Origin of the sequence: Pseudomonas sp. ML96 (assembly GCF_000761545.1) — a bacterium.
Classification (GTDB): Bacteria; Pseudomonadota; Gammaproteobacteria; order Pseudomonadales; family Pseudomonadaceae; genus Aquipseudomonas.
In genome coordinates this window covers 1-18660 of the sequence record NZ_JPMY01000035.1, presented here as the reverse complement: position 1 = coordinate 18660, position 18660 = coordinate 1, and the positions used below count along the sequence as shown (strand labels likewise).

Annotated in this window: 13 protein-coding genes, 1 pseudogene and 2 riboswitches; of the genes and pseudogenes, 13 read left to right on the top strand and 1 reads right to left on the bottom strand. The window is 65.0% G+C overall.

Annotated features, from left to right (window positions below):
* The 6 genes and pseudogenes from IP89_RS23755 to IP89_RS16570 form a co-directional block, all read left to right on the top strand.
* Positions 1 to 751: pseudogene (locus tag IP89_RS23755) on the top strand (type VI secretion system tip protein VgrG); the annotation flags it as partial.
* A 5-nt stretch (positions 752 to 756) separates the two neighbouring features.
* Entirely contained in the window at positions 757 to 4029 is a 3273-nt protein-coding gene (locus tag IP89_RS16590) for a phospholipase D-like domain-containing protein (protein ID WP_043310726.1), read from the top strand.
* The gene (locus IP89_RS23750; protein WP_256203159.1) at positions 4026 to 5210 is read left to right on the top strand and encodes a T6SS immunity protein Tli4 family protein; all 1185 of its coding nucleotides are present in this window, start codon (positions 4026 to 4028) and stop codon (positions 5208 to 5210) included. Before IP89_RS16590 ends, IP89_RS23750 begins: the two co-directional genes overlap by 4 nt.
* Before the next feature lie 95 nt (positions 5211 to 5305).
* Entirely contained in the window at positions 5306 to 5512 is a 207-nt protein-coding gene (locus IP89_RS16580) for a hypothetical protein (RefSeq protein WP_043310725.1), read from the top strand.
* A gap of 75 nt (positions 5513 to 5587) precedes the next feature.
* Positions 5588 to 6904 carry a tRNA 5-hydroxyuridine modification protein YegQ gene (gene yegQ, locus IP89_RS16575; protein ID WP_043310724.1) on the top strand — a complete coding sequence of 439 codons (1317 nt, stop codon included), beginning with the start codon at positions 5588 to 5590 and terminating at the stop codon, positions 6902 to 6904.
* 21 nt (positions 6905 to 6925) lie between these two features.
* A riboswitch (glycine riboswitch) is annotated at positions 6926 to 7016 on the top strand.
* A riboswitch (glycine riboswitch) is annotated at positions 7017 to 7114 on the top strand.
* Between the two features lie 20 nt (positions 7115 to 7134).
* Positions 7135 to 7755 (top strand): trimeric intracellular cation channel family protein, encoded by a 621-nt coding sequence (locus IP89_RS16570; protein ID WP_043310723.1) that lies wholly within the window; start codon positions 7135 to 7137, stop codon positions 7753 to 7755.
* Here IP89_RS16570 and IP89_RS16565 read toward each other — a convergent pair whose 3' ends face one another.
* Positions 7756 to 10635 carry a GGDEF and EAL domain-containing protein gene (locus tag IP89_RS16565; RefSeq protein WP_043310722.1) on the bottom strand — a complete coding sequence of 960 codons (2880 nt, stop codon included), beginning with the start codon at positions 10633 to 10635 and terminating at the stop codon, positions 7756 to 7758.
* Positions 10636 to 10975: 340 nt separating this feature from the next.
* Here IP89_RS16565 and uvrD point away from each other — a divergent pair, with 340 nt between their 5' ends.
* The 7 genes from uvrD (at position 10976) to IP89_RS16530 (ending at position 18430) form a co-directional block, all read left to right on the top strand.
* Entirely contained in the window at positions 10976 to 13174 is a 2199-nt protein-coding gene (gene uvrD, locus IP89_RS16560; protein ID WP_043310721.1) for a DNA helicase II, read from the top strand.
* A gap of 66 nt (positions 13175 to 13240) precedes the next feature.
* The gene (locus IP89_RS16555; protein ID WP_043310720.1) at positions 13241 to 13816 is read left to right on the top strand and encodes a TetR/AcrR family transcriptional regulator; all 576 of its coding nucleotides are present in this window, start codon (positions 13241 to 13243) and stop codon (positions 13814 to 13816) included.
* A gap of 116 nt (positions 13817 to 13932) precedes the next feature.
* Positions 13933 to 14781: a Tim44 domain-containing protein gene (locus IP89_RS16550; protein WP_043310719.1), complete on the top strand. Its 849-nt coding sequence runs from the start codon at positions 13933 to 13935 to the stop codon at positions 14779 to 14781.
* A 95-nt stretch (positions 14782 to 14876) separates the two neighbouring features.
* Positions 14877 to 15320 (top strand): 3'-5' exoribonuclease, encoded by a 444-nt coding sequence (locus IP89_RS16545; RefSeq protein ID WP_043310718.1) that lies wholly within the window; start codon positions 14877 to 14879, stop codon positions 15318 to 15320.
* Between the two features lie 105 nt (positions 15321 to 15425).
* On the top strand, positions 15426 to 17423 hold the full coding sequence (locus tag IP89_RS16540; protein WP_043310717.1) for a PhoX family phosphatase: 1998 nt from the start codon (positions 15426 to 15428) through the stop codon (positions 17421 to 17423).
* A 137-nt stretch (positions 17424 to 17560) separates the two neighbouring features.
* A complete protein-coding gene (locus IP89_RS16535) occupies positions 17561 to 17968 on the top strand; it encodes an SMI1/KNR4 family protein (RefSeq protein WP_021702397.1) in 408 nt (135 codons plus the stop codon).
* Positions 17969 to 18049: 81 nt separating this feature from the next.
* On the top strand, positions 18050 to 18430 hold the full coding sequence (locus tag IP89_RS16530; protein WP_156115075.1) for a hypothetical protein: 381 nt from the start codon (positions 18050 to 18052) through the stop codon (positions 18428 to 18430).
* The last annotated feature ends 230 nt before the right edge of the window (positions 18431 to 18660 follow it).

Below are 18660 nucleotides of genomic sequence, written 5' to 3'. Positions count from 1 at the left end.
CACCGTGGCCACTACGCAGCATGTGAAACTGGGCACGGGACAGTTCGTCGAGGCGGGCAACGAGATCCACTACTACGCCGGCAGCAAGGTGGTCATCGACGCCGGCATGGAGCTCACCGCCAAGGGTGGCGGTAGCTGGCTAAAGCTCGATCCCGGCGGCATCACCCTCAGCGGCGCGACCATCAAGATGAACTCCGGCGGCGCGCCAGGAGCAGGCAGCGGTATCGCCATCCTGCTGCCGCTCATTCCGCGCCCCGCCGACACAGATCGCGCCGGCAGCCTACTCACACTCGCACCACCCCAACCGCGCCCCGTCATAATCACCAGCGAGCCGCGCGAGTACCTATTCAATATTCAGCTACAGGACATTCCTGGCGACGAGGGCTTCGCCCTGATTCATACCCCCTGGCGCATCGTGAAAGGCGCCGAGGCAGACGTCGTATTCGAAGGAGTGAGCGACGAGCAAGGACGCATCAAGCTGGATGCAGCGCAACAAAGAGAACTCTCGAAGCTCTGTGGCTCCAATCCAAGCAACCTGTGGCTGGCCTATCCCGGCCAACAGGTAGCCCTGCGACTACATCTTGAGCAGTCGAGCTGGGATGAAGATCGACATGCCCGCAGCGCACTCGACTTTACGGACTGCCTCAGTCACAGCCCGACTGCAGCAACATCTCCGCTGGAACTCGAACGCAGCCATCAGGACAGCAGCTGCGCCAGTGATCTGTATTCGCACCTCAAATCCAAGGAATGATGGCTATGGCGATCAACAACGCCTACAACGGTGTGCGTGCAAAGGAAGTCAATCAGATCAACACCCAGGACGGCAAAGCCCTGGCAGCGTTCTCGGCGCCCGACTTCTTTATCAAGGATGACAACCCTTTCGCTCCCAAGCGCGCAGGTAATCAGATCCATTTTTTCACCACCGGTGACGCCTACTTCCGGAACGTAGCCGGTGCGATCGATCAGGCAACTCAGTCCATTTTCATCACTGGCTGGCAGATCAACTATGACATCCTGCTGGATGGCAAACGCACCCTGTGGGGGTGCCTGCATCAGGCACTGAAAGCCAAACCTGCACTGAAAGTTTATGTCATGCCCTGGCTCAGCCCCTCGGGCGCCCTAGGCACCTACGACTTCGAAACCATGCTGGCCATATTCCAGCTGAATGCTGGTTTGCAAGGCGGTCCACGTGCCTTCTGCACCCCAGCCATTCAGCAAAGTGGCATGCGCGGACTGGGCGTTGCCTTTTCCCACCACCAGAAGTCCGTCGTCATCGACAATCGCATTGGCTACGTCGGCGGTATCGATCTCGCTTACGGGCGCCGTGACGACAACAACTTCAGTCTCGATGCGAGCAAACGCCAAGGCAACGACGCTTACAACCCTGGGCTCCCCAAATTTGGCTGGATGGAACTAGAGGAGCATGTCAGCTCCATGGGGCTGATGCTGGCCACCCTGTTCGACCTGTCCCGCCCAATGGCCAGTGCATCCGTAAAGTCGGAAACACTAGGGATAGACTGGGATATTCCGCTCTCGCCCAGCCGCGCGCAGACCATGAATGGCGGCGCCTTCATCGCCGACATATTCCGCAGCCCCGCCCTGCCTGCCCTGCAGTGGCTGGGGCGCGCCGTGAACAGTGCCAAAGAGGCAGCCGGCGACATCACCTGGTTATCGGACGCCAGACGCAAAGCCATGGAGTCGGCCATACGCCATATCGCGGCGCTGATCGAAAGCTCTCTGGCAAGCACACCGATGGCTCTGCAGCTCAAACAGCGCATCGTACTCTGGCTGAAAGAGCTGAAAACAGCGGGTCAGAATCTTGTTGAATCGCTACGAATAAAGAGCATCGAGCTGATCAGCCAATGGATGAGCCAGACTCAGATCGGCCAGATGCTGACCATCCTCAGCGGCAAGACATTCACAGACCTGCCATCCGGCTTGATGAACGGCACCAACGAACTGGCCAGCGCCACATTCTGGCTGATTCACGGACTCCTTCAGGAGCGCTCGGCAAGCCATCTCTCGCCGTTCCCCTATTTGCACAAGACCCCACAGCCACTGTCCTCGCCCGATAACACCAGGCTCGCAGAGGATCAGCCGCGCATGCCCTGGCAGGATGTGCATTGCCGCATAGAAGGACCATCGGTCTACGACCTTTCGCGCAACTTCATCGACCGCTGGAATGGGCAACAGGCCTATTTGGCCGATACGCCACCACTGGGTGATACCCAGGTAGTTCGCACACTGCTCGAAACCGTCATGCACTGGCTGAACGCACTGGTAAAAGCGGGTGGTCTGGAGAGCTACATCGATACGAGCAGGCCCTTGAAACTGGATATTGGCAAGCCTAATCCGGTGTGGATCAACGCCCCCAGCCAGCTCCCCAAGCCTCCTGCACCTCAGCAGGGTGGCGTCAGCGTACAGGTCCTGCGCAGCGCCTCTTCGCGCATGATCCAGCAGGAACAGAAAGGTCGCCGCCGAGCAGGGGTTGAGCTGCCAACTCCGAGCGGCATTGAGCCTGACGGCGGACAAGCCAACTGCAAGCTCGCCATGCTTCAAGCCATCTCCAGTGCACAACAATTCATCTACATCGAGAACCAGTTCTTCCAGAGCGCATTCGGTGCCGAAGGGGAACTGGCGCAAGACCAGCAAGAGCGACTGTCCGGTCCCATGGCCAGCCTGCGTAGCCCCAGCAGCCTGAAGCAGGACCTGGTTGCACGGGTGCGTCTACAGGAGGCCCTGGACGCCCAGAACATCTGGCAACTCGACTGGCGTGAAATCGACAAGATCGCCAGGGAACCCGGAGCCGAGGCCCGCACATTCCTCACGGCACTGAAGCCCATGTGGGGCAATAATGCGCTGGGCTGGGCCACTCAGAAACTCGGCCAGGAGCAGTCCGGCCTGCTGAACAATATCGGCCAGGCTTTGGCCGAGCGCATTGGACGGGCCATCGACGAGAAGCTGCCCTTCCACGTCTACTTGGTTCTACCGGTGCATCCGGAAGGTGCGCTGAACGTGCTGAACATCATGCACCAGGTACATCTGACTATGCAGAGCCTGGTATTCGGCGAACAGAGCCTGATCAAGCGCATCCAGCGACGCATGGCTATCCGCGCCTTGCTCGACCGCAAGGTGAGCCGTGAAGATGCCCTGAAGATCATTGAGCGCAAAGATACCAGCAATCGCCCGTTCTACGAGCAGCAGGACTGGACGCGCTACCTGACCCTGCTCAACCTCCGTACCTGGCAGACCCTGGCCGGCCGGGTGGTTACCGAGCAGATCTATATCCACAGCAAACTGCTGATCGCCGACGACCGGGTGGCGATTCTGGGCAGCGCCAATATCAACGACCGCAGCCTGCAGGGTGAGCGCGACTCCGAACTGGCAGTCATCGTCCGCGACAGCACACCGATTACGATCAAACTAGATGGCGTAAATGACGCCGTGGTCGGCAAGTCTGTTCATGAGCTGCGAGTGGCACTGTGGAAGAAGCACTTCGGCCTAGGGCTGGGTAAAGACTCGGGGGTGAAATCTGCCACGGATCTGGCGCAATACATTGACCACCCTGCAGCGGAAAAGACCTGGAAAGCAATTCAGAGCAGAGCTACACGCAACGCCGACGTTTATAACAGCAGCTTTGATTTTATTCCCCAAAACGTCAGCCCATACCAGCAACAAAAAACACCTGAGGTGTCCCAGGCAGCCAGCTACAAAGACGGGTTCCCAGCCTCCATATGGCCAACCTGGTCATATCGCAATTTCAGACGTCGTGCCGATGGTGGAGAGATGTTGGAACCTATGCCTTACGAAGAGCGATTCTGGCGCTCTACCACGCTAAAGCCAGTGAAAATCTTTCGGCCACCAATCGGGGTTCAAGGCTTTATCACAGCACTGCCGATTTTCTGGACCAGGGAAGAACACAACGACTCCGGCCTCAACCTCAGCATGCTGGCCCAGCAAGGAAACTCCCCTCAGCCCGCACTAGCCGACGCAACCAGTCATTCAACTCAGGAAAGCCACCGCACATGATCCGTACCACCATGTTCGCCTACAGCCTGCTGCTCGCCACTGGAGCATCCTGGGCCGAGCCGGGGCGCCAGGAATGCTTGGGGCGCTGGACTTTCCAAGTAGCTGAAGATATCGAGTGGGCCACCTTTCCATCCGAGGCGGTCGGAGAGCTCTCCCGGGCTGGCGGTGGCGGACATGCATTTGCAAAGAAGGTCAGCGGTCGTGGAGAGGCCGGCAGCTATGTCTATGGTGAAGATGATGCCGTGCTCTATGTCAGCGATATCACCACACGCGAGGAATTCGATGGTGCTGCCAACTATATCAGGGGTAGCGGTCGGCTGGCCCAGAAAGAACTACGGAAAAGAATTGAGTCATACGAAGGGCTTGTAGAGGATCTGGAAAGATCGAAAAGCAATCATGTAAATGAAAGCCAAGGCGTCACCATGGAGGATGTCGAGAAAGGCATTGCGGACTACAAACGCAAGATTGAAGAGTTCAAACGTGATATCCGGCTCGCTCATGTCTACGATCTCGACCTCGATATTCCCGACGCCCATATCCTGGGCAGCGAACATGTTCCGTACGATGTCTTTCTTTGGCGTAATCAACGCGTCTATTACTTCGCGCTCTCCCCCAAGCCTGACAATGCAATGCAGGAAGTGAAGGATCTGTTATCCCGCTTCCGCACCCGCGAGATGTACGAAGTACCCGAGGGGCCTGGCGTGTGCTTCCCCTATGGATTTATCGCCGACGACGGCAAGTCCAGCCATGACTTCAAGTTCTCCTTCCGCTTCACCCGCACACCCAACGTGATCTTCTCGCTGCTGACCGTTTCACCCGACAACCGCAAGAACATCTCCCCAACCGCAGACATCTACGACACCGATTACCGCCCCGGTTATGACGCCAGCAAGTGGAAGATTTCCCCGATTGTCGAACGCCTTTACTTCGGCGAGCGCTTGGCAGGGCTGGAAGGCTGGCAGCTCAATCCCAAACCTGGTTCCGGCGAACAGGAGCGCGCCTGGTTTGCCATCGCCCATCGCGGCGGGCTGATCGACCCACTGCTTGCCGTGCAGGTATTCACTTTCAAGAAGGGCACCGGCGATCTGACCGACTTCACCCCACCACCAGAAACCGTAATCCCGCGCTTGCAGAAGCTGACCAAGACCATGCGACTCTCGCTAGACGCTACTTCGCAGTAGATGCCTGCAGAGTGATGGCCAGAAGGACCTCGACGCCGAAAATCAGCCCACTACTTCACGCTCTACACCGATCAGCACTTCCAAGGATGGAAACCATGAACAAACTCTTTATCGGCGCATTCGCCGTGCTCGCCCTGTCGATTCTCTGCTTCCTGCTTGGCGGCGCCGGTGTTGCCGGGGCGGTCACGGGTGGTGGGCAGGTCAGTGGCTCGGTCGATGTGCTGTTCTTCTTTGCCAAGCTATTGCTGGGACTGGCGCTGCTGCTCGGCGTGCTCTGGTTGATTCGCTCTCCATCGCGCTGAGGGCTGCGCTGGATCAACACCCGGTGGTGCGCTAGCGGGCACCATCTGCGCCCTTTTGCAGATGCCCGTGCCGCCATGTCTTCGCTCCAAGCCCCCGAACTGCTCTGCCCCGCCGGCACCCTTAAGGCCATGCGCCATGCCTTCGCCTATGGCGCCGATGCGGTGTACGCCGGCCAGCCGCGCTACAGCCTGCGGGTGCGCAACAACGAGTTCGATCACGCCAACCTGGCCATCGGCATCGCCGAGGCACATGCCCAGGGCAAGCACTTCTACGTGGTGGTCAACATCGCGCCGCATAACGCCAAGCTGAAGACCTTCCTCCGGGACCTGGAGCCGGTGGTGGCGATGGCGCCGGATGCGCTAATCATGTCCGACCCGGGGCTGATCATGCTGGTGCGCGAGCACTTCCCGCAGATGCCGGTGCACCTGTCGGTGCAGGCCAACGCAGTGAACTGGGCCAGCGTGGAGTTCTGGCGCCGCCAGGGGCTGACGCGAGTAATCCTGTCGCGCGAGCTGGGCCTGGAGGAGATCGCCGAGATCCGCCAGCAGGTGCCAGGCATGGAGCTGGAGGTGTTCGTCCACGGCGCCCTGTGCATGGCCTACTCCGGGCGCTGCCTGCTGTCCGGCTACCTCAACAAGCGCGATCCCAACCAGGGCACCTGCACCAACGCCTGCCGCTGGAAGTACCAGGCCCAGGAAGGCCAGGAAAACGAGCTGGGCGGCATTGTGCGCAGCTGCCAGCCGACCCTCGGCGAGGGCTCACCTACCGAGCGCGTGTTCCTGCTGGAGGAGGAAGGTCGTCCCGGCGAGCCGATGGAGGCCTTCGAGGACGAGCACGGCACCTACATCATGAACTCCAAGGACCTGCGCGCCGTCCAGCACGTCGAGCGCCTGGTGGCCATGGGCGTGCATTCGCTGAAGATCGAGGGTCGCACCAAGAGCCACTTCTACGTGGCCCGCAGCGCCCAGGCCTATCGCCGGGCGATCGACGATGCGGTGGCCGGGCGGCCCTTCGACCGGCGCCTGCTGGACGACCTCGACTCGCTGGCCAACCGCGGCTACACCGAGGGCTTCCTGCGCCGTCACGTGCATGACGAGTACCAGAACTACGAGCGCGGCAGCTCGCTCGCCGAACGCCAGCAGTTCGTCGGCGAGTTCACCGGCGTGCGCCGTGGCGAGCTGGCCGAGGTGCGGGTGAAGAACCGCTTCGAGCTCGGCGACCACCTGGAGCTGATGACCCCGCGCGGCAACCTCGGTTTCCTCCTTGACGCGCTGGAGAAGCCCAGCGGCGAGCGCACCGACGCAGCGCCGGGCGACGGCCATATCGTCTACCTGCCGCTGCCGGCGGACATCAGCCTCGACCACGCACTACTGCTGCGCCAGTTGGCCTGAGCGAGGCACCTGCCTATACTGCGCGCCCTCGCAGGAGAGCGAGGCGCCGCGTGCGCCTCCGCCGAAGGCGCAAACTCCCATGATCGCTCAGGCCCAGCACTGCGAGATTCCGATATAGCCGACTGGAGAGAGGTCGCCACGAGCGACCCACCGAAGGGGCAAGCGGCCGCGCCGCGCAAACTCTCAGGTACACAGGACAGGGGGAGAGGCACCTAACGCAGGAATTCTGTGTGCTGCTCTACGTCTATCTGATCGCCATCACCGCCGAAGCCATGTCCGGCGCGCTCGCCGCCGGCAAACGCAACATGGACCTGTTCGGCGTCGCCCTCATCGCCTTCATCACCGCCCTCGGCGGCGGCACCGTGCGCGACATCCTGCTCGGCAACTTCCCGGTGGGCTGGACCCAGCACCCCGGCTACATCTACCTGACCATCTGCGCCGGCCTGTTCACCATGCTCATCGCGCGCTTCATGCACCACCTGCGCCGGCTGTTCCTGCTGCTCGACGCCATGGGCCTGATCGCCTTCACGGTGATCGGCTGCAACGTCGCCCTGGACCTCGACTACGCCCTGCCGGTGGTGGTGATGGCCGGGGTGATCACCGGCGTGTTTGGCGGCATCCTGCGCGACATCCTGTGCAACCGCCTGCCGCAGGTGCTGCGCCACGAGCTGTACGCCAGCGTCTCGCTGCTGGTCGCCCTGCTCTACCTAGGCCTGCGCCACCTCGGCGTGCATGAGGACCTCAACCTGCTGGCCTCGTTCGCCAGCGGCCTGGCCCTACGCCTGGCGGCGATCCGCTGGCACTGGTCGCTGCCGGTGTTCTCCTACGCGCCAGGGCGCTGGAACGGCTGATCAGAACATCTCCGCCTGCGCTCTGAGCAGCTCGGCAAAGCGCTCGGCCGGCACCGGCGGGCTGATCAGGTAGCCCTGGATCTCGTCGCAGCGCTGCGCCTTGAGGAAGTCCATCTGCGCCTGGGTCTCGACGCCCTCGGCCACCACCTTGAGCTCCAGGCCGTGGGCCATGGCGATGATCGCGCGGGTAATCGCCGCATCCTCGCCATTGGTGGAGAGGTCGCGGACGAAGGTCTGGTCGATCTTCACGTAGTCCACCGGGAAACGCTTGAGGTAGCTCAGCGAGGAGTAGCCGGTGCCGAAGTCATCGATTGCCAGCTTCACGCCCAGGTCACGCAGCTGCTGGAAGGTGGCGATGACATTCTCGACGTTGTCCAGCAGCTGGCTCTCGGTCAGCTCCAGCTCCAGCAGGCGCGGTGGCAGGCCGGTGTCGTCGAGCACCTGGCGCACCAGCGCGACCAGGTTGCCCTGGCGCAGCTGATGCACCGACAGGTTGACCGACACGCGTAGGTCGGCCAGGCCCTGGCGCTGCCATTCGCGCGCCTGCAGGCAGGCCTGGCGCAGGACGAACTCGCCAATCGGCGCGATCAGCCCGGTCTCCTCGGCCAGCGGGATGAATTCGCCGGGCGCGACCAGGCCCAGCTCCGGGTGGCGCCAGCGCACCAGCGCCTCGGCGGCGTTGAGGCTGTCGTCGGCCAGGCACAGCTTGGGCTGGTAGAACACCTCCAGCTGGCCATCCTCGATGCCCTTGCGCAGCTGGGTTTCCAGCTGCAGGCGCTCAAGGGTGCAGGCCTGCAGGTTGTCGGTGTAGAACTGGAAGGTGTTGCCGCCCAGGTGCTTGGCGTGCTGCATGGCCATGCCGGCCTGGCTGATCAGCGCCGAGAGCTCGCGGGCGTTGTCCGGCAGCAGGCTGATGCCGACCGAGGCGCTGACCACCAGCTCGTGGCCGCCCACCGTCATCGGCGTGCGCAGTTTGCTCAGCAGGCGGCTGGCGGTGCGGGCCAGGCTCGACAGGCTGCCGTAGTCGTCGAGCAGGATGGCGAATTCGTCGCCGGCCAGGCGCGCCACCGTGTGCGCCTCCGGCACGCTTTGATTGATGCGCCGCGACATCTGCCGCAGCAGCTGGTCGGCGACCTCGTGGCCGAGGCTGTCGTTGAGCAGCTTGAAGCGGTCCAGGTCGACATGCAGCAGGGCCAGGCGCGATTCCTCCTGGCGCGCTCGCTCGCACAGCTCGTGCAGGCGCTCACGGAACAGGCTGCGGTTGGCCAGGCCGGTGAGTTCGTCGTAGTGCGACAGGTAGCGCAGGCGCTCCTCGGTCTGCCGGCGCTGCGACAGGTCGGAGAAGAAGCCGACGATGTGGTTGACCCGCCCGCGGCCGTCGCGCACCACGTTGAGCTGCAGCCACTGCGGGTACAGCTCGCCGTTCTTGCGCGTCTCCACCAGTTCGCCGCGCCAGCTGCCGTGCTGGGCCAGCTCTTGGCGGATCAGCTGGTACTGGCGACGGGTGTCGCGGCTGCTGATCAGGGTCGCCACGCTGCGTCCGAGCACCTCTTCCTTGCGGTAGCCGGTGACGTCGCTGAAGGCCTGGTTGACCGACAGCAGCAGATAGTCGGCGTCGAGGATCACGATGCCTTCGCCCGAGGCCTCGAACACCGTGGCGGCCAGGCGCTGTTCCTCTTCCAGGCGCTTGCGCTCGGTCACGTCGCGGCGGGTGCCGAGCATGCGCAGCACGCGGCCACGTTCGTCACGCTCGACGGCACGGCCACGGTCCTCGACCCAGCGCCAGCGGCCGTCCGCGTGGCGCACGCGGTACTCCACGCAATAGTCCTCGGTACGCCCCTTGAGGTGCTCGACCAGGGCGCGGCGCAGCAGCGGCAGATCGTCCGGGTGCAGGCGCGGCTTGAGGTGGCTGAGCACGCCCTTCACCTCTTCCTGGCGGATGCCGAAGATGCTTTCCAGGTGGCTGTGGTGCACCTCGTCGGTGCTCAGGTCCCAGTCCCACAGGCCCAGTTCGCTGGCCTCCAGGGCCAGGGCCAGGCGCGCCTCGCTGTTGCCCAGGGCGTGGCTGGTGTCGTCCAGCTCCAGGGTGCGCTGGGCTACGCGCACTTCCAGCTCGTCGTGGGCATGGCGCAGCTCGCGCTCGGCGCGGCGGCGCTGCTCGACCTCGCGGGCCAGCTCCTGGTTGAGCCCCTCGGCGCTCTGCCGGGCATGCTCCAGGCGCTCGATCAGCGCCTGGTTCTGGAAGCGCCGCAGCAGGCTGTTCTGCACCAGTCGATTGACCTGCCAGGCCACCACGCACAGGCTCAGCAGCATCAACAGGCCGAGCGCACCCCAACCCTGCTGGCGCACGTTGTCGCTGACCAGCAGGTAGGCCACCGAAGGCAGCAGGCATGGCAGGGCGAAGGCCAGGAAGGCCGGGCGGCTGACCGCGTAGGCGACGCTGGCGGAGAGAATGGCGGCGGCGATCAGGCCATAGACGATGACCTGCAGCAGGAAGCTGTCGGCTGGCACCAGGTAGATCGCGGCGAACGCCAGGGTCAGCCCGGACAGGCCCGCGCCGACCAGAAACATGCGATGCCAGTGCGGATTGGCCTGGCGCGACGGCAGGGCGCTATTGAAGGCGGCCATCTGGATCAGCCGCAGCACCGCCAGCAGCACCACCCATACCAGCCAGCCGGCCAGCAGCAGGCTCTGTTGCGGATGCCAGAGCAGTGCGGCGCAGACCAGGCCACCGAGCAGCATGAATAGCGTGGGAACCTGAGAGCCCTGATACAGCAGGCGAGTCCGCTCCACCGCGATCTCGGTGGCGAACTGCTGACGAATGGCGCGCGACTCCTCCACCGCCGTGCCGGCGGAGGCCCCCCGAAGAGACTGTGTCATAGGCGATTTTCTTGTAATGGGATGCCTGACTTTGCCCGAGCATACCCGAGCTAGAGCGGCTTGCCCAAGCCCGATGATGGCTTTTTAACAGCGCGAGGCGACAAAAGGCGAACGCTTGTTCACTGAGATACCCAGAACCTGCTTACGATCTCGCGAGCTAGAGCGAGACAAGGCCTGGGCGGCCCCGCAAACTGCTGAAGAAGCGCAATTTACGAATGGTCAATGAGCATTCTGAGGCTGTTTTTAACGCCGTATCGCCGACGCGCAGCAGATCGTAAGCAGGTTCTCGCCCGTCTGCCCGCGGTTTGCCGCTCCTTGACCCGGCCCGTAGAATGCCGCGATGCAGAACACTCCCTCCTTCGACCCAGAACTCCTCCTCGCCTCCCTCAACGATGCGCAATGCCAGGCCGTGGCCGCCCCGCTCGGCCGCCAGCTGGTGCTGGCCGGCGCCGGCTCGGGCAAGACCCGCGTGCTGGTGCACCGCATCGCCTACCTGATCCAGTTCCTCGGCGCCTCGCCGTACAGCATCCTGTCGGTGACCTTCACCAACAAGGCCGCGGCCGAGATGCGCCAGCGCATCGAGCAGATGCTCGGCATGAGCCCCGCCGGCATGTGGGTTGGCACCTTCCACGGCCTGGCACACCGCCTGCTGCGCGCGCACTGGCAGGAAGCCGGCCTGGCCGAGAACTTCCAGATTCTCGACTCCGACGACCAGCAGCGCCTGGTCAAACGGGTGATCCGCGAGCTGGGCCTGGACGAACAGCGCTGGCCGGCCAAGCAGGCCCAGTGGTTCATCAACGGGCAGAAAGACGAGGGCATGCGCCCGCAGAACATCCAGCCCGGCGGCGACCTGTTCCTCGCCACCATGCTGAAGATCTACGCCGCCTACGAGGCCGCCTGCGCCCGCGCCGGAGTCATCGACTTCGCCGAGCTGCTGCTGCGCGCGCTGGACCTGTGGCGCGACAAGCCGGACCTGCTGGCGCACTACCAGAAGCGCTTCAAGCACATCCTGGTCGACGAGTTCCAGGACACCAACGCCGTGCAGTACGCCTGGCTGCGCCTGCTGGCCAAGGGCGGCGAGAGCCTGATGGTGGTCGGCGACGACGATCAGTCGATCTATGGCTGGCGTGGCGCGCGGATCGAGAACATCCAGCAGTTCTCCAGCGACTTCGCCGACGCGCAGATGATCCGCCTGGAGCAGAACTACCGCTCCACCGCCGGTATCCTCAAGGCCGCCAACGCCCTGATCGCCAACAACAGCGGGCGCCTCGGCAAGGAACTGTGGACCGACGGCAGCGACGGCGAGCCGATCAACCTGTACGCCGCCTTCAACGAACACGACGAAGCCCGCTACGTGGTCGAGTCGATCGAGTCGGCGCTGCGCAAGGACGGCCTGAAGCGCAGCGAAATCGCCATCCTCTACCGCTCCAACGCCCAGTCGCGGGTGCTGGAAGAGGCCCTGCTGCGCGAACGCATCCCCTACCGCATCTATGGCGGCCAGCGCTTCTTCGAGCGCGCCGAGATCAAGAACGCGGTGGCCTACCTGCGCCTGCTCGACGGCCGCCATAACGACGCGGCCCTGGAACGGGTGATCAATGTGCCGACCCGCGGCGTCGGCGAGAAGACCGTCGAGGCCATTCGCGAGCACGCGCGCCACGCCGACCTGTCGATGTGGGCGGCGATGCAGCAGCTGATCGCCAATAAGGGCCTCACCGGCCGCGCCGCCACCGCCCTGAGCGGCTTCGTCGAGCTGATCGAGAACCTCTCGGCGAAAGTGCTGGATATGCCGCTGCACCTGATGACCCAGACCGTCATCGAACAGAGCGGGCTGATCGCCTGGCACCAGGCCGAGAAAGGAGAGAAGGCCCAGGCCCGGGTGGAGAACCTTGAGGAACTGGTCAGCGCCGCGCGCAACTTCGAGAACGAAGAAGACGAGCTGTCGCCGCTGGCCGCCTTCCTCACCCATGCCTCGCTGGAGGCCGGCGATAGTCAGGCCGAAGAGCACGAGGACTGCGTGCAGCTGATGACCCTGCACAGCGCCAAGGGCCTGGAGTTCCCCCTGGTGTTCCTGGTCGGCATGGAAGAAGGCCTGTTCCCGCACAAGATGAGCCTGGAAGAGCCCGGCCGCCTCGAGGAAGAACGCCGCCTGGCCTATGTCGGCGTGACCCGCGCCATGCAGAACCTGGTACTGACCTACGCCGAGACCCGCCGCCTGTATGGCAGCGAGACCTACAACAAGGTCTCGCGCTTCGTCCGCGAGATTCCGCCGGCGCTGATCCAGGAAGTGCGCCTCTCCAACAGCGTCAGCCGCCCCTATTCGGCACCCAGCCGGACCATGAGCGGCGGCTCGATGTTCAGCGGCGCGGCCGTGCCGGAGACGCCCTTCAGCCTCGGCCAGGCCGTGCGCCACGCGCTGTTCGGCGAGGGTGTGATCCTCAACTTCGAAGGCAGCGGCGCCCAGGCGCGGGTACAGGTCAACTTCGCCAGCGAAGGCAGCAAGTGGCTGATGCTGGCCTACGCCAAGCTGGAAGCGCTCTAGTCCGCCCGTCAGCCCGGCGCATCCGGCCGGGCTGGCTGACCATACTGTCGAGCGGAGGTACTCCGCATGCCCCGCTCGACGCCTTCCGCCGACACGATCCTCGATAGCGCCCTCGACCTGGCCGAAACCTGCAGCTGGGAGCGCCTGCATCTGCATGACGTGGCCGCGGCGCTGGGTTGCGACCTGGGTGCCATCGCCCGTCACTACCGGCAGAAGGACGATCTGGTCGAGGCCTGGCTGGATCGCGCCGATGCGGCGTTGTTCGAGCGTGCCAAGGCGGCCGACATCGCCACGCTGGATGCCGGCAAGCGCCTGGAAGAGCTGCTGGTGGCCTGGCTCGGCGGTATGGCCGCGCACCGTGCACTGACCGGGCAGATGCTGCTGTACAAGCTGGAGCCGGGACACATCCACCTGCAGGCCGGCGCCCTGCTGCGGGTCAGCCGTACCGTGCAGTGGTGGCGCGAGGCGGCGCGGCGACAGAACCTGCACCTGTCGCGGGTAGCCGAGGAGAGCCTGCTCAGCGCGGTGTTCCTGCGCACCTTCATCCACTGGCTGCGCCACCCCGAGGAGCACGACGCCGAGCTGCGCGCCCTACTGCGCCGCCAGTTGCGCGGCGGGCCGCTGGGCTGGCTGTTACGCTAGCGCCGGGGAAACGGACAGGCGCGTACATAAATCCGGAAACATTCTGCGGCTGGCCAGGGTCCCAACACTGCGGCAGCATGGCGCGCGAACCCTAACCTCAAGCGGGACCTTCCCACATGCAGCGTTTTCTCAGCATCGCCCTGGCCCTGTGCCTGGGCCTGACCCTCAGCCTCGAAGCCAGCGCGGCCAAGCGCATGGGCGGGGGCAAATCCTTCGGTTCCGCGCCGACCCACCAGACTCGCCAGATGGATGCGCCCAAGGCCAACCAGCCGGCTGCCGCCAACAGCATGAACGGTGCCGCTCGTCCGGCCGCCGCCAGCGGCGCCTCGCGCTGGCTGGGGCCGCTGGCCGGCATCGCCGCCGGTGGCCTGCTCGCCTCCATGTTCATGGGTGACGGCTTCGAGGGCTTCCAGTTCTTCGACTTCCTGATCCTCGGCCTGATCGCCTTCGTCATCTTCAAGCTGTTCGCCGCCCGGCGTCAGCAGCAGGGCCGCCCGGCCATGGCCGGTGGCATGCAGCGCGAAATGCCGCAGCAGCAGGCGCCGATCTTCGGCAGCGCTGCACCGAGCGCCGCGCCGGTGACCATCAACGCCCCGGCCTGGTTCGACGAGCAGCGCTTCATCGAAGCCGGCCGCACCCACTTCCTGGCCCTGCAGCAGCACTGGGACGCCGCGGAAATGGACAAGATCGCCGAGTTCGTCACCCCGCAGATGCTCAGCTTCCTCAAGGAAGAGCGCGCCAGCATGGGCGAGGGCTACCAGTCCACCTACGTCGATGACCTCAGCGTGCAGCTGGACGGCATCGACGAGCTGGCCGACAAGACCGTCGCCACCCTGACCTTCCGTGGCGTGGCCAAGACCTCGCGCTTCGACCAGGGCGAGGCGTTCAGCGAAAGCTGGCGCATGGAGCGCGCCAATGGCGATAACCAGCCGTGGCTGGTCGCCGGTATCCGCCAGAACGGCTGATCCCTCGCGCGTTACCCAGAACCCGGGCCCTGGCCCGGGTTTTTTGTGCCTGCCCGGCTGCTAGAGTGGCGCTACCGCCGTCACCGAGCCGCAGCATGACCACCCTGTTCCTCGATACCGAATTCACCAATCTCACCGCCGATTACCGGCTGATCAGCCTGGCCCTGGTCGACCCGGCCGGCGCCGAGTTCTATGTCGAGCTGAGCGACGGCTGGAGCGAAGCGGACTGCTCCGCCTTCGTCCATGAGATCGTCCTGCCGCAGCTGGACCTGCCCCGCCACGGGCGCAGTCGCGTCGAGGCCAGCCAGGCCCTGCGCGCCTTCCTTGCCGGCTATGCCGAGCTGGAGATCGTCAGCGACGCCCTGGCCTGGGACTGGCCGCTGCTGCTGGACCTGCTCGGCGAACTGCCCGCGCATATCCGCAGCCATGAAGACACCGAACTGCTACGCGACCTGGCCGAGGCCGAAATCCCCCACCACGCCCTGCTCGACGCGCGCCTGATGAGCGGCTCCGAACAGCGCCGCCAGGCAAAACGTTAACCCGCTCGCATCCCGCCGAATCGCCACACAAGCGTCATCGTTTCGTCGCCAAGCCTCTCTAGCGTCATGACTCCGTCGCAACTCCTCAGCAGAAGGACCCGAACGATGAGCCTTGATGACCATAACGCCGTGATGTTTGGCAGCGGTGACGAACTCCCCAGCAACCACTCCGCCAACCCGCACATGAACGAGCTGATCGACCAGCGCCGCCGGCAGATTCTCGCCGGGGGCGCGGCGGTCGGCGCACTGGGCTTCCTCGGCGTGCTGCCGCAGGTGGCCGAGGCCGCCGAGCAGAGCGCCAAGGGCGCCAAGCACGGCTGGGGCAAGCGCCAGCGCCTGCCCTTCGAGGCCATCCCGGTGGCCCGCACCGACAGCATCACCGTGCCGGCCGGTTACCAGGCCAGCGTCATCCTGCCCTGGGGCACGCCAATCAGCGGCCGCCTGCCGGCCTTCCTCGAGGACGCCAGCAACAGTGCCCAGGACCAGGCCGAACAGGTCGGCATGCATCACGACGGCATGCACTTCTTCCCCATCGACGGTCGTCACGGTGGCGGCCGCCAGTCCGGCCACGGCCTGCTGGTGTTCAACAACGAGTACATCGACGCCCCGCTGCTGCACCCCAACGGCCCGACCACGGTGAGCGGCAAGCGCACCAAGCCCGATGAGGTGCGCAAGGAAATCAATGCCCACGGCGTGACCATCGTCGAGATCCGCCGCGACCGCTTCGGTGACTGGCAGGTGGTACCCGGCCGTTACAACCGCCGCATCACCGCCGCCACGCCGATGCAGATGGTCGGCCCGGCGCGCGGCCATGCCCTGCTGCGTACCCGCTACAGCCCGGACGGCACCGCCACCCGCGGTACCCAGAACAACTGCGCCAACGGCTTCACGCCCTGGGGCACCTACCTGACCTGCGAGGAGAACTGGGCCGGCTACTTCGCCACCCAGGACGCCAGCCTGCCACGCGAGCTGCAGCGCTATGGCCTGCGCAACGCCAGCCGCTTCGGCTGGGAGACCCTGGCCGGCGACGAGTTCCAGCGCTTCGACGCCACCCGCAAGGCCGCCGACGCCACAGGCGACTACCGCAACGAGCCCAACCAGTTCGGCTGGATCGTCGAGATCGATCCCTTCGACCCGACCTCTACCCCGGTCAAGCACAGCGCCCTCGGCCGCTTCGCCCACGAGGGCCTGATCTTCGCCCCGGTGCAGGTCGGCCGCCCGCTGGTCTGCTACTCCGGCGACGACTCGCAGAACGAGTACGTCTACAAGTACGTCAGCCGCAGCAAATACCTGCCGCTGCTGCGCCAGCCGGGTCGCCTGCTCGACGACGGCACCCTCTACGTGGCGCGCTTCAACGCCGACGGCAGCGGCGACTGGCTGGCCCTGGACATCAAGGACAAGGCCTTCCGCGCCGCCTGCGAAAAGGCCGGGGTGAGCTTCGCCGACCAGGGCGAGGTGCTGATCAACACCCGCCTGGCCGCCGACATCGTCGGCGCCACCAAGATGGACCGCCCGGAATGGGGCGCGGTCAATCCGGACAACGGCGAGGTCTACTTCACCCTCACCAACAACAGCTCGCGCACCGTGGCCGACGCCGCCAACCCGCGCGCGGCCAACCCCTGCGGGCACATCATCCGCTGGCGCGAAAACCAGCGCGACCACGCCGGCAAGCGCTTCAACTGGGACATCTTCCTGCTCGCCGGCCCGCAGACCGACAGCCGCGGCCCCAACGGCGCGGCACTGGACGCCAGCAACATCCTGGCCAGCCCGGACGGCCTGTGGTTCGACCCGGACGGCCGCCTGTGGATCCAGACCGACATGAGCGGCAGCCAGCTCTCCAGCGGCCCGTTCGGCCACAACCAGATGCTGGTGGCCGACCCGCGCAGCGGCCAGGTCAAACGCTTCCTCACCGGGCCGATCGGCGCGGAGATCACCGGCATCAGCGCCACGCCGGACTTCCGCACCCTGTTCGTCAACATCCAGCACCCGGGCGAAGGCTCCACCGCCAGCAACCTGCTCAGCGCCTGGCCGGACGGCCCGGGCCGGCGCCCGCGCTCGGCCACCGTGGTGATCACCCGCGAAGACGGCAAGCGCCTGATGTAAGGCCGGTCTGCAACAAGGAAACCCGGGCTTGCCCGGGTTTCTTTTGGCCCACGCTTCCCCTCGCCCGTCGCACAGGGTAAAACGCGCCTCCGATCGGCTACCCTCTAGCCGAATCCGCTTTTGCCTGGAGACGTACCGTGGAAGAAGTCATCGATCAGCTGCGCGAACTCAACGAACCGGTGCCGGTACCACTGGAGCTGCCGGAAGAGGAAACCCTGGTGGAAATCCAGGAGCAGATCCTCATCCACCTGCCGTTCGAGCTGCGCGAGTACCTGCTCAAGGTCAGCGACGTGGTCTACGGCCGCCTGGAGCCGGTCACCGCCAGCGACCCGCACTCGCACACCTACCTGCCGGAAGTCGCCTCGGTAGCCTGGGACCGTGGCTTGCCGCGCGACCTGGTGCCGCTGTGCCAGGACGGCCGCGACTACTACGCGGTGGACGTGGAAGGCACCGTGTGGCTGTGGGACGGCGACGAAGGCGAGCTGACCGACGAGAGCTGGGACTCGGTCTGGCACTGGTGCCGCGACGTCTGGCTGGAGAGCTGAGCCCTGTCCCTGCGCCCCAGAGGCAGCGTCCTCGACAACCTGCCACCCCAAGTCGTGCAGCGCATGGCGCAGGTGGCGATCATGCTGTTCTTCGGCACCTTCCTGCTGGCGTTCGTGCTCGCCGGCCTGCTGATCGGTGGCGTGTTCCGCACGGTGGAATGGGCGCGCGAAGTGCCCTCGCCCTATGCCGCCATCGACGACAGGTCCTTCAGCCGTTGCCTGCGCGATGCCGACGAGCTGCACCAGGCCGCTCTGCAATGGGTGCGCCTGGAGAACAGCCTGGGCATGGCCGGCGAGGACGCCTATCGCACCTGGCTGCGCCTGGCGCGAACATTCGAGAAGCGCTGCGGCGCCGCCAACTGGCCGCAGCAGGAGGTGCCACAAGCCCCCGCGGACTGGCTGCCGCACCTGGGCCTGCGCCGCGAGGACTGGCCGGAGCAGGTGCCGGCGCATCCGGACTGAGCCGCTTGGTCCTGCCACACCCATGGTCTTAACTGGAGTCACCTGTCTCCAGGAACCAGAACATGTCCAGCATCAAGACCCGTCTGTTCGTCAGTGGCCTCGCCGTCACCGCCGTCGGCGCAGGGCTATGGCTGGGCCTGGCCGGCTCCACAAGCACGCCTGGCGATCAACCAAGCACCGTAGCGCCGGCGCCGAGCAGCGCCGCCAGCAACGTACCCACCGAGCCGGCC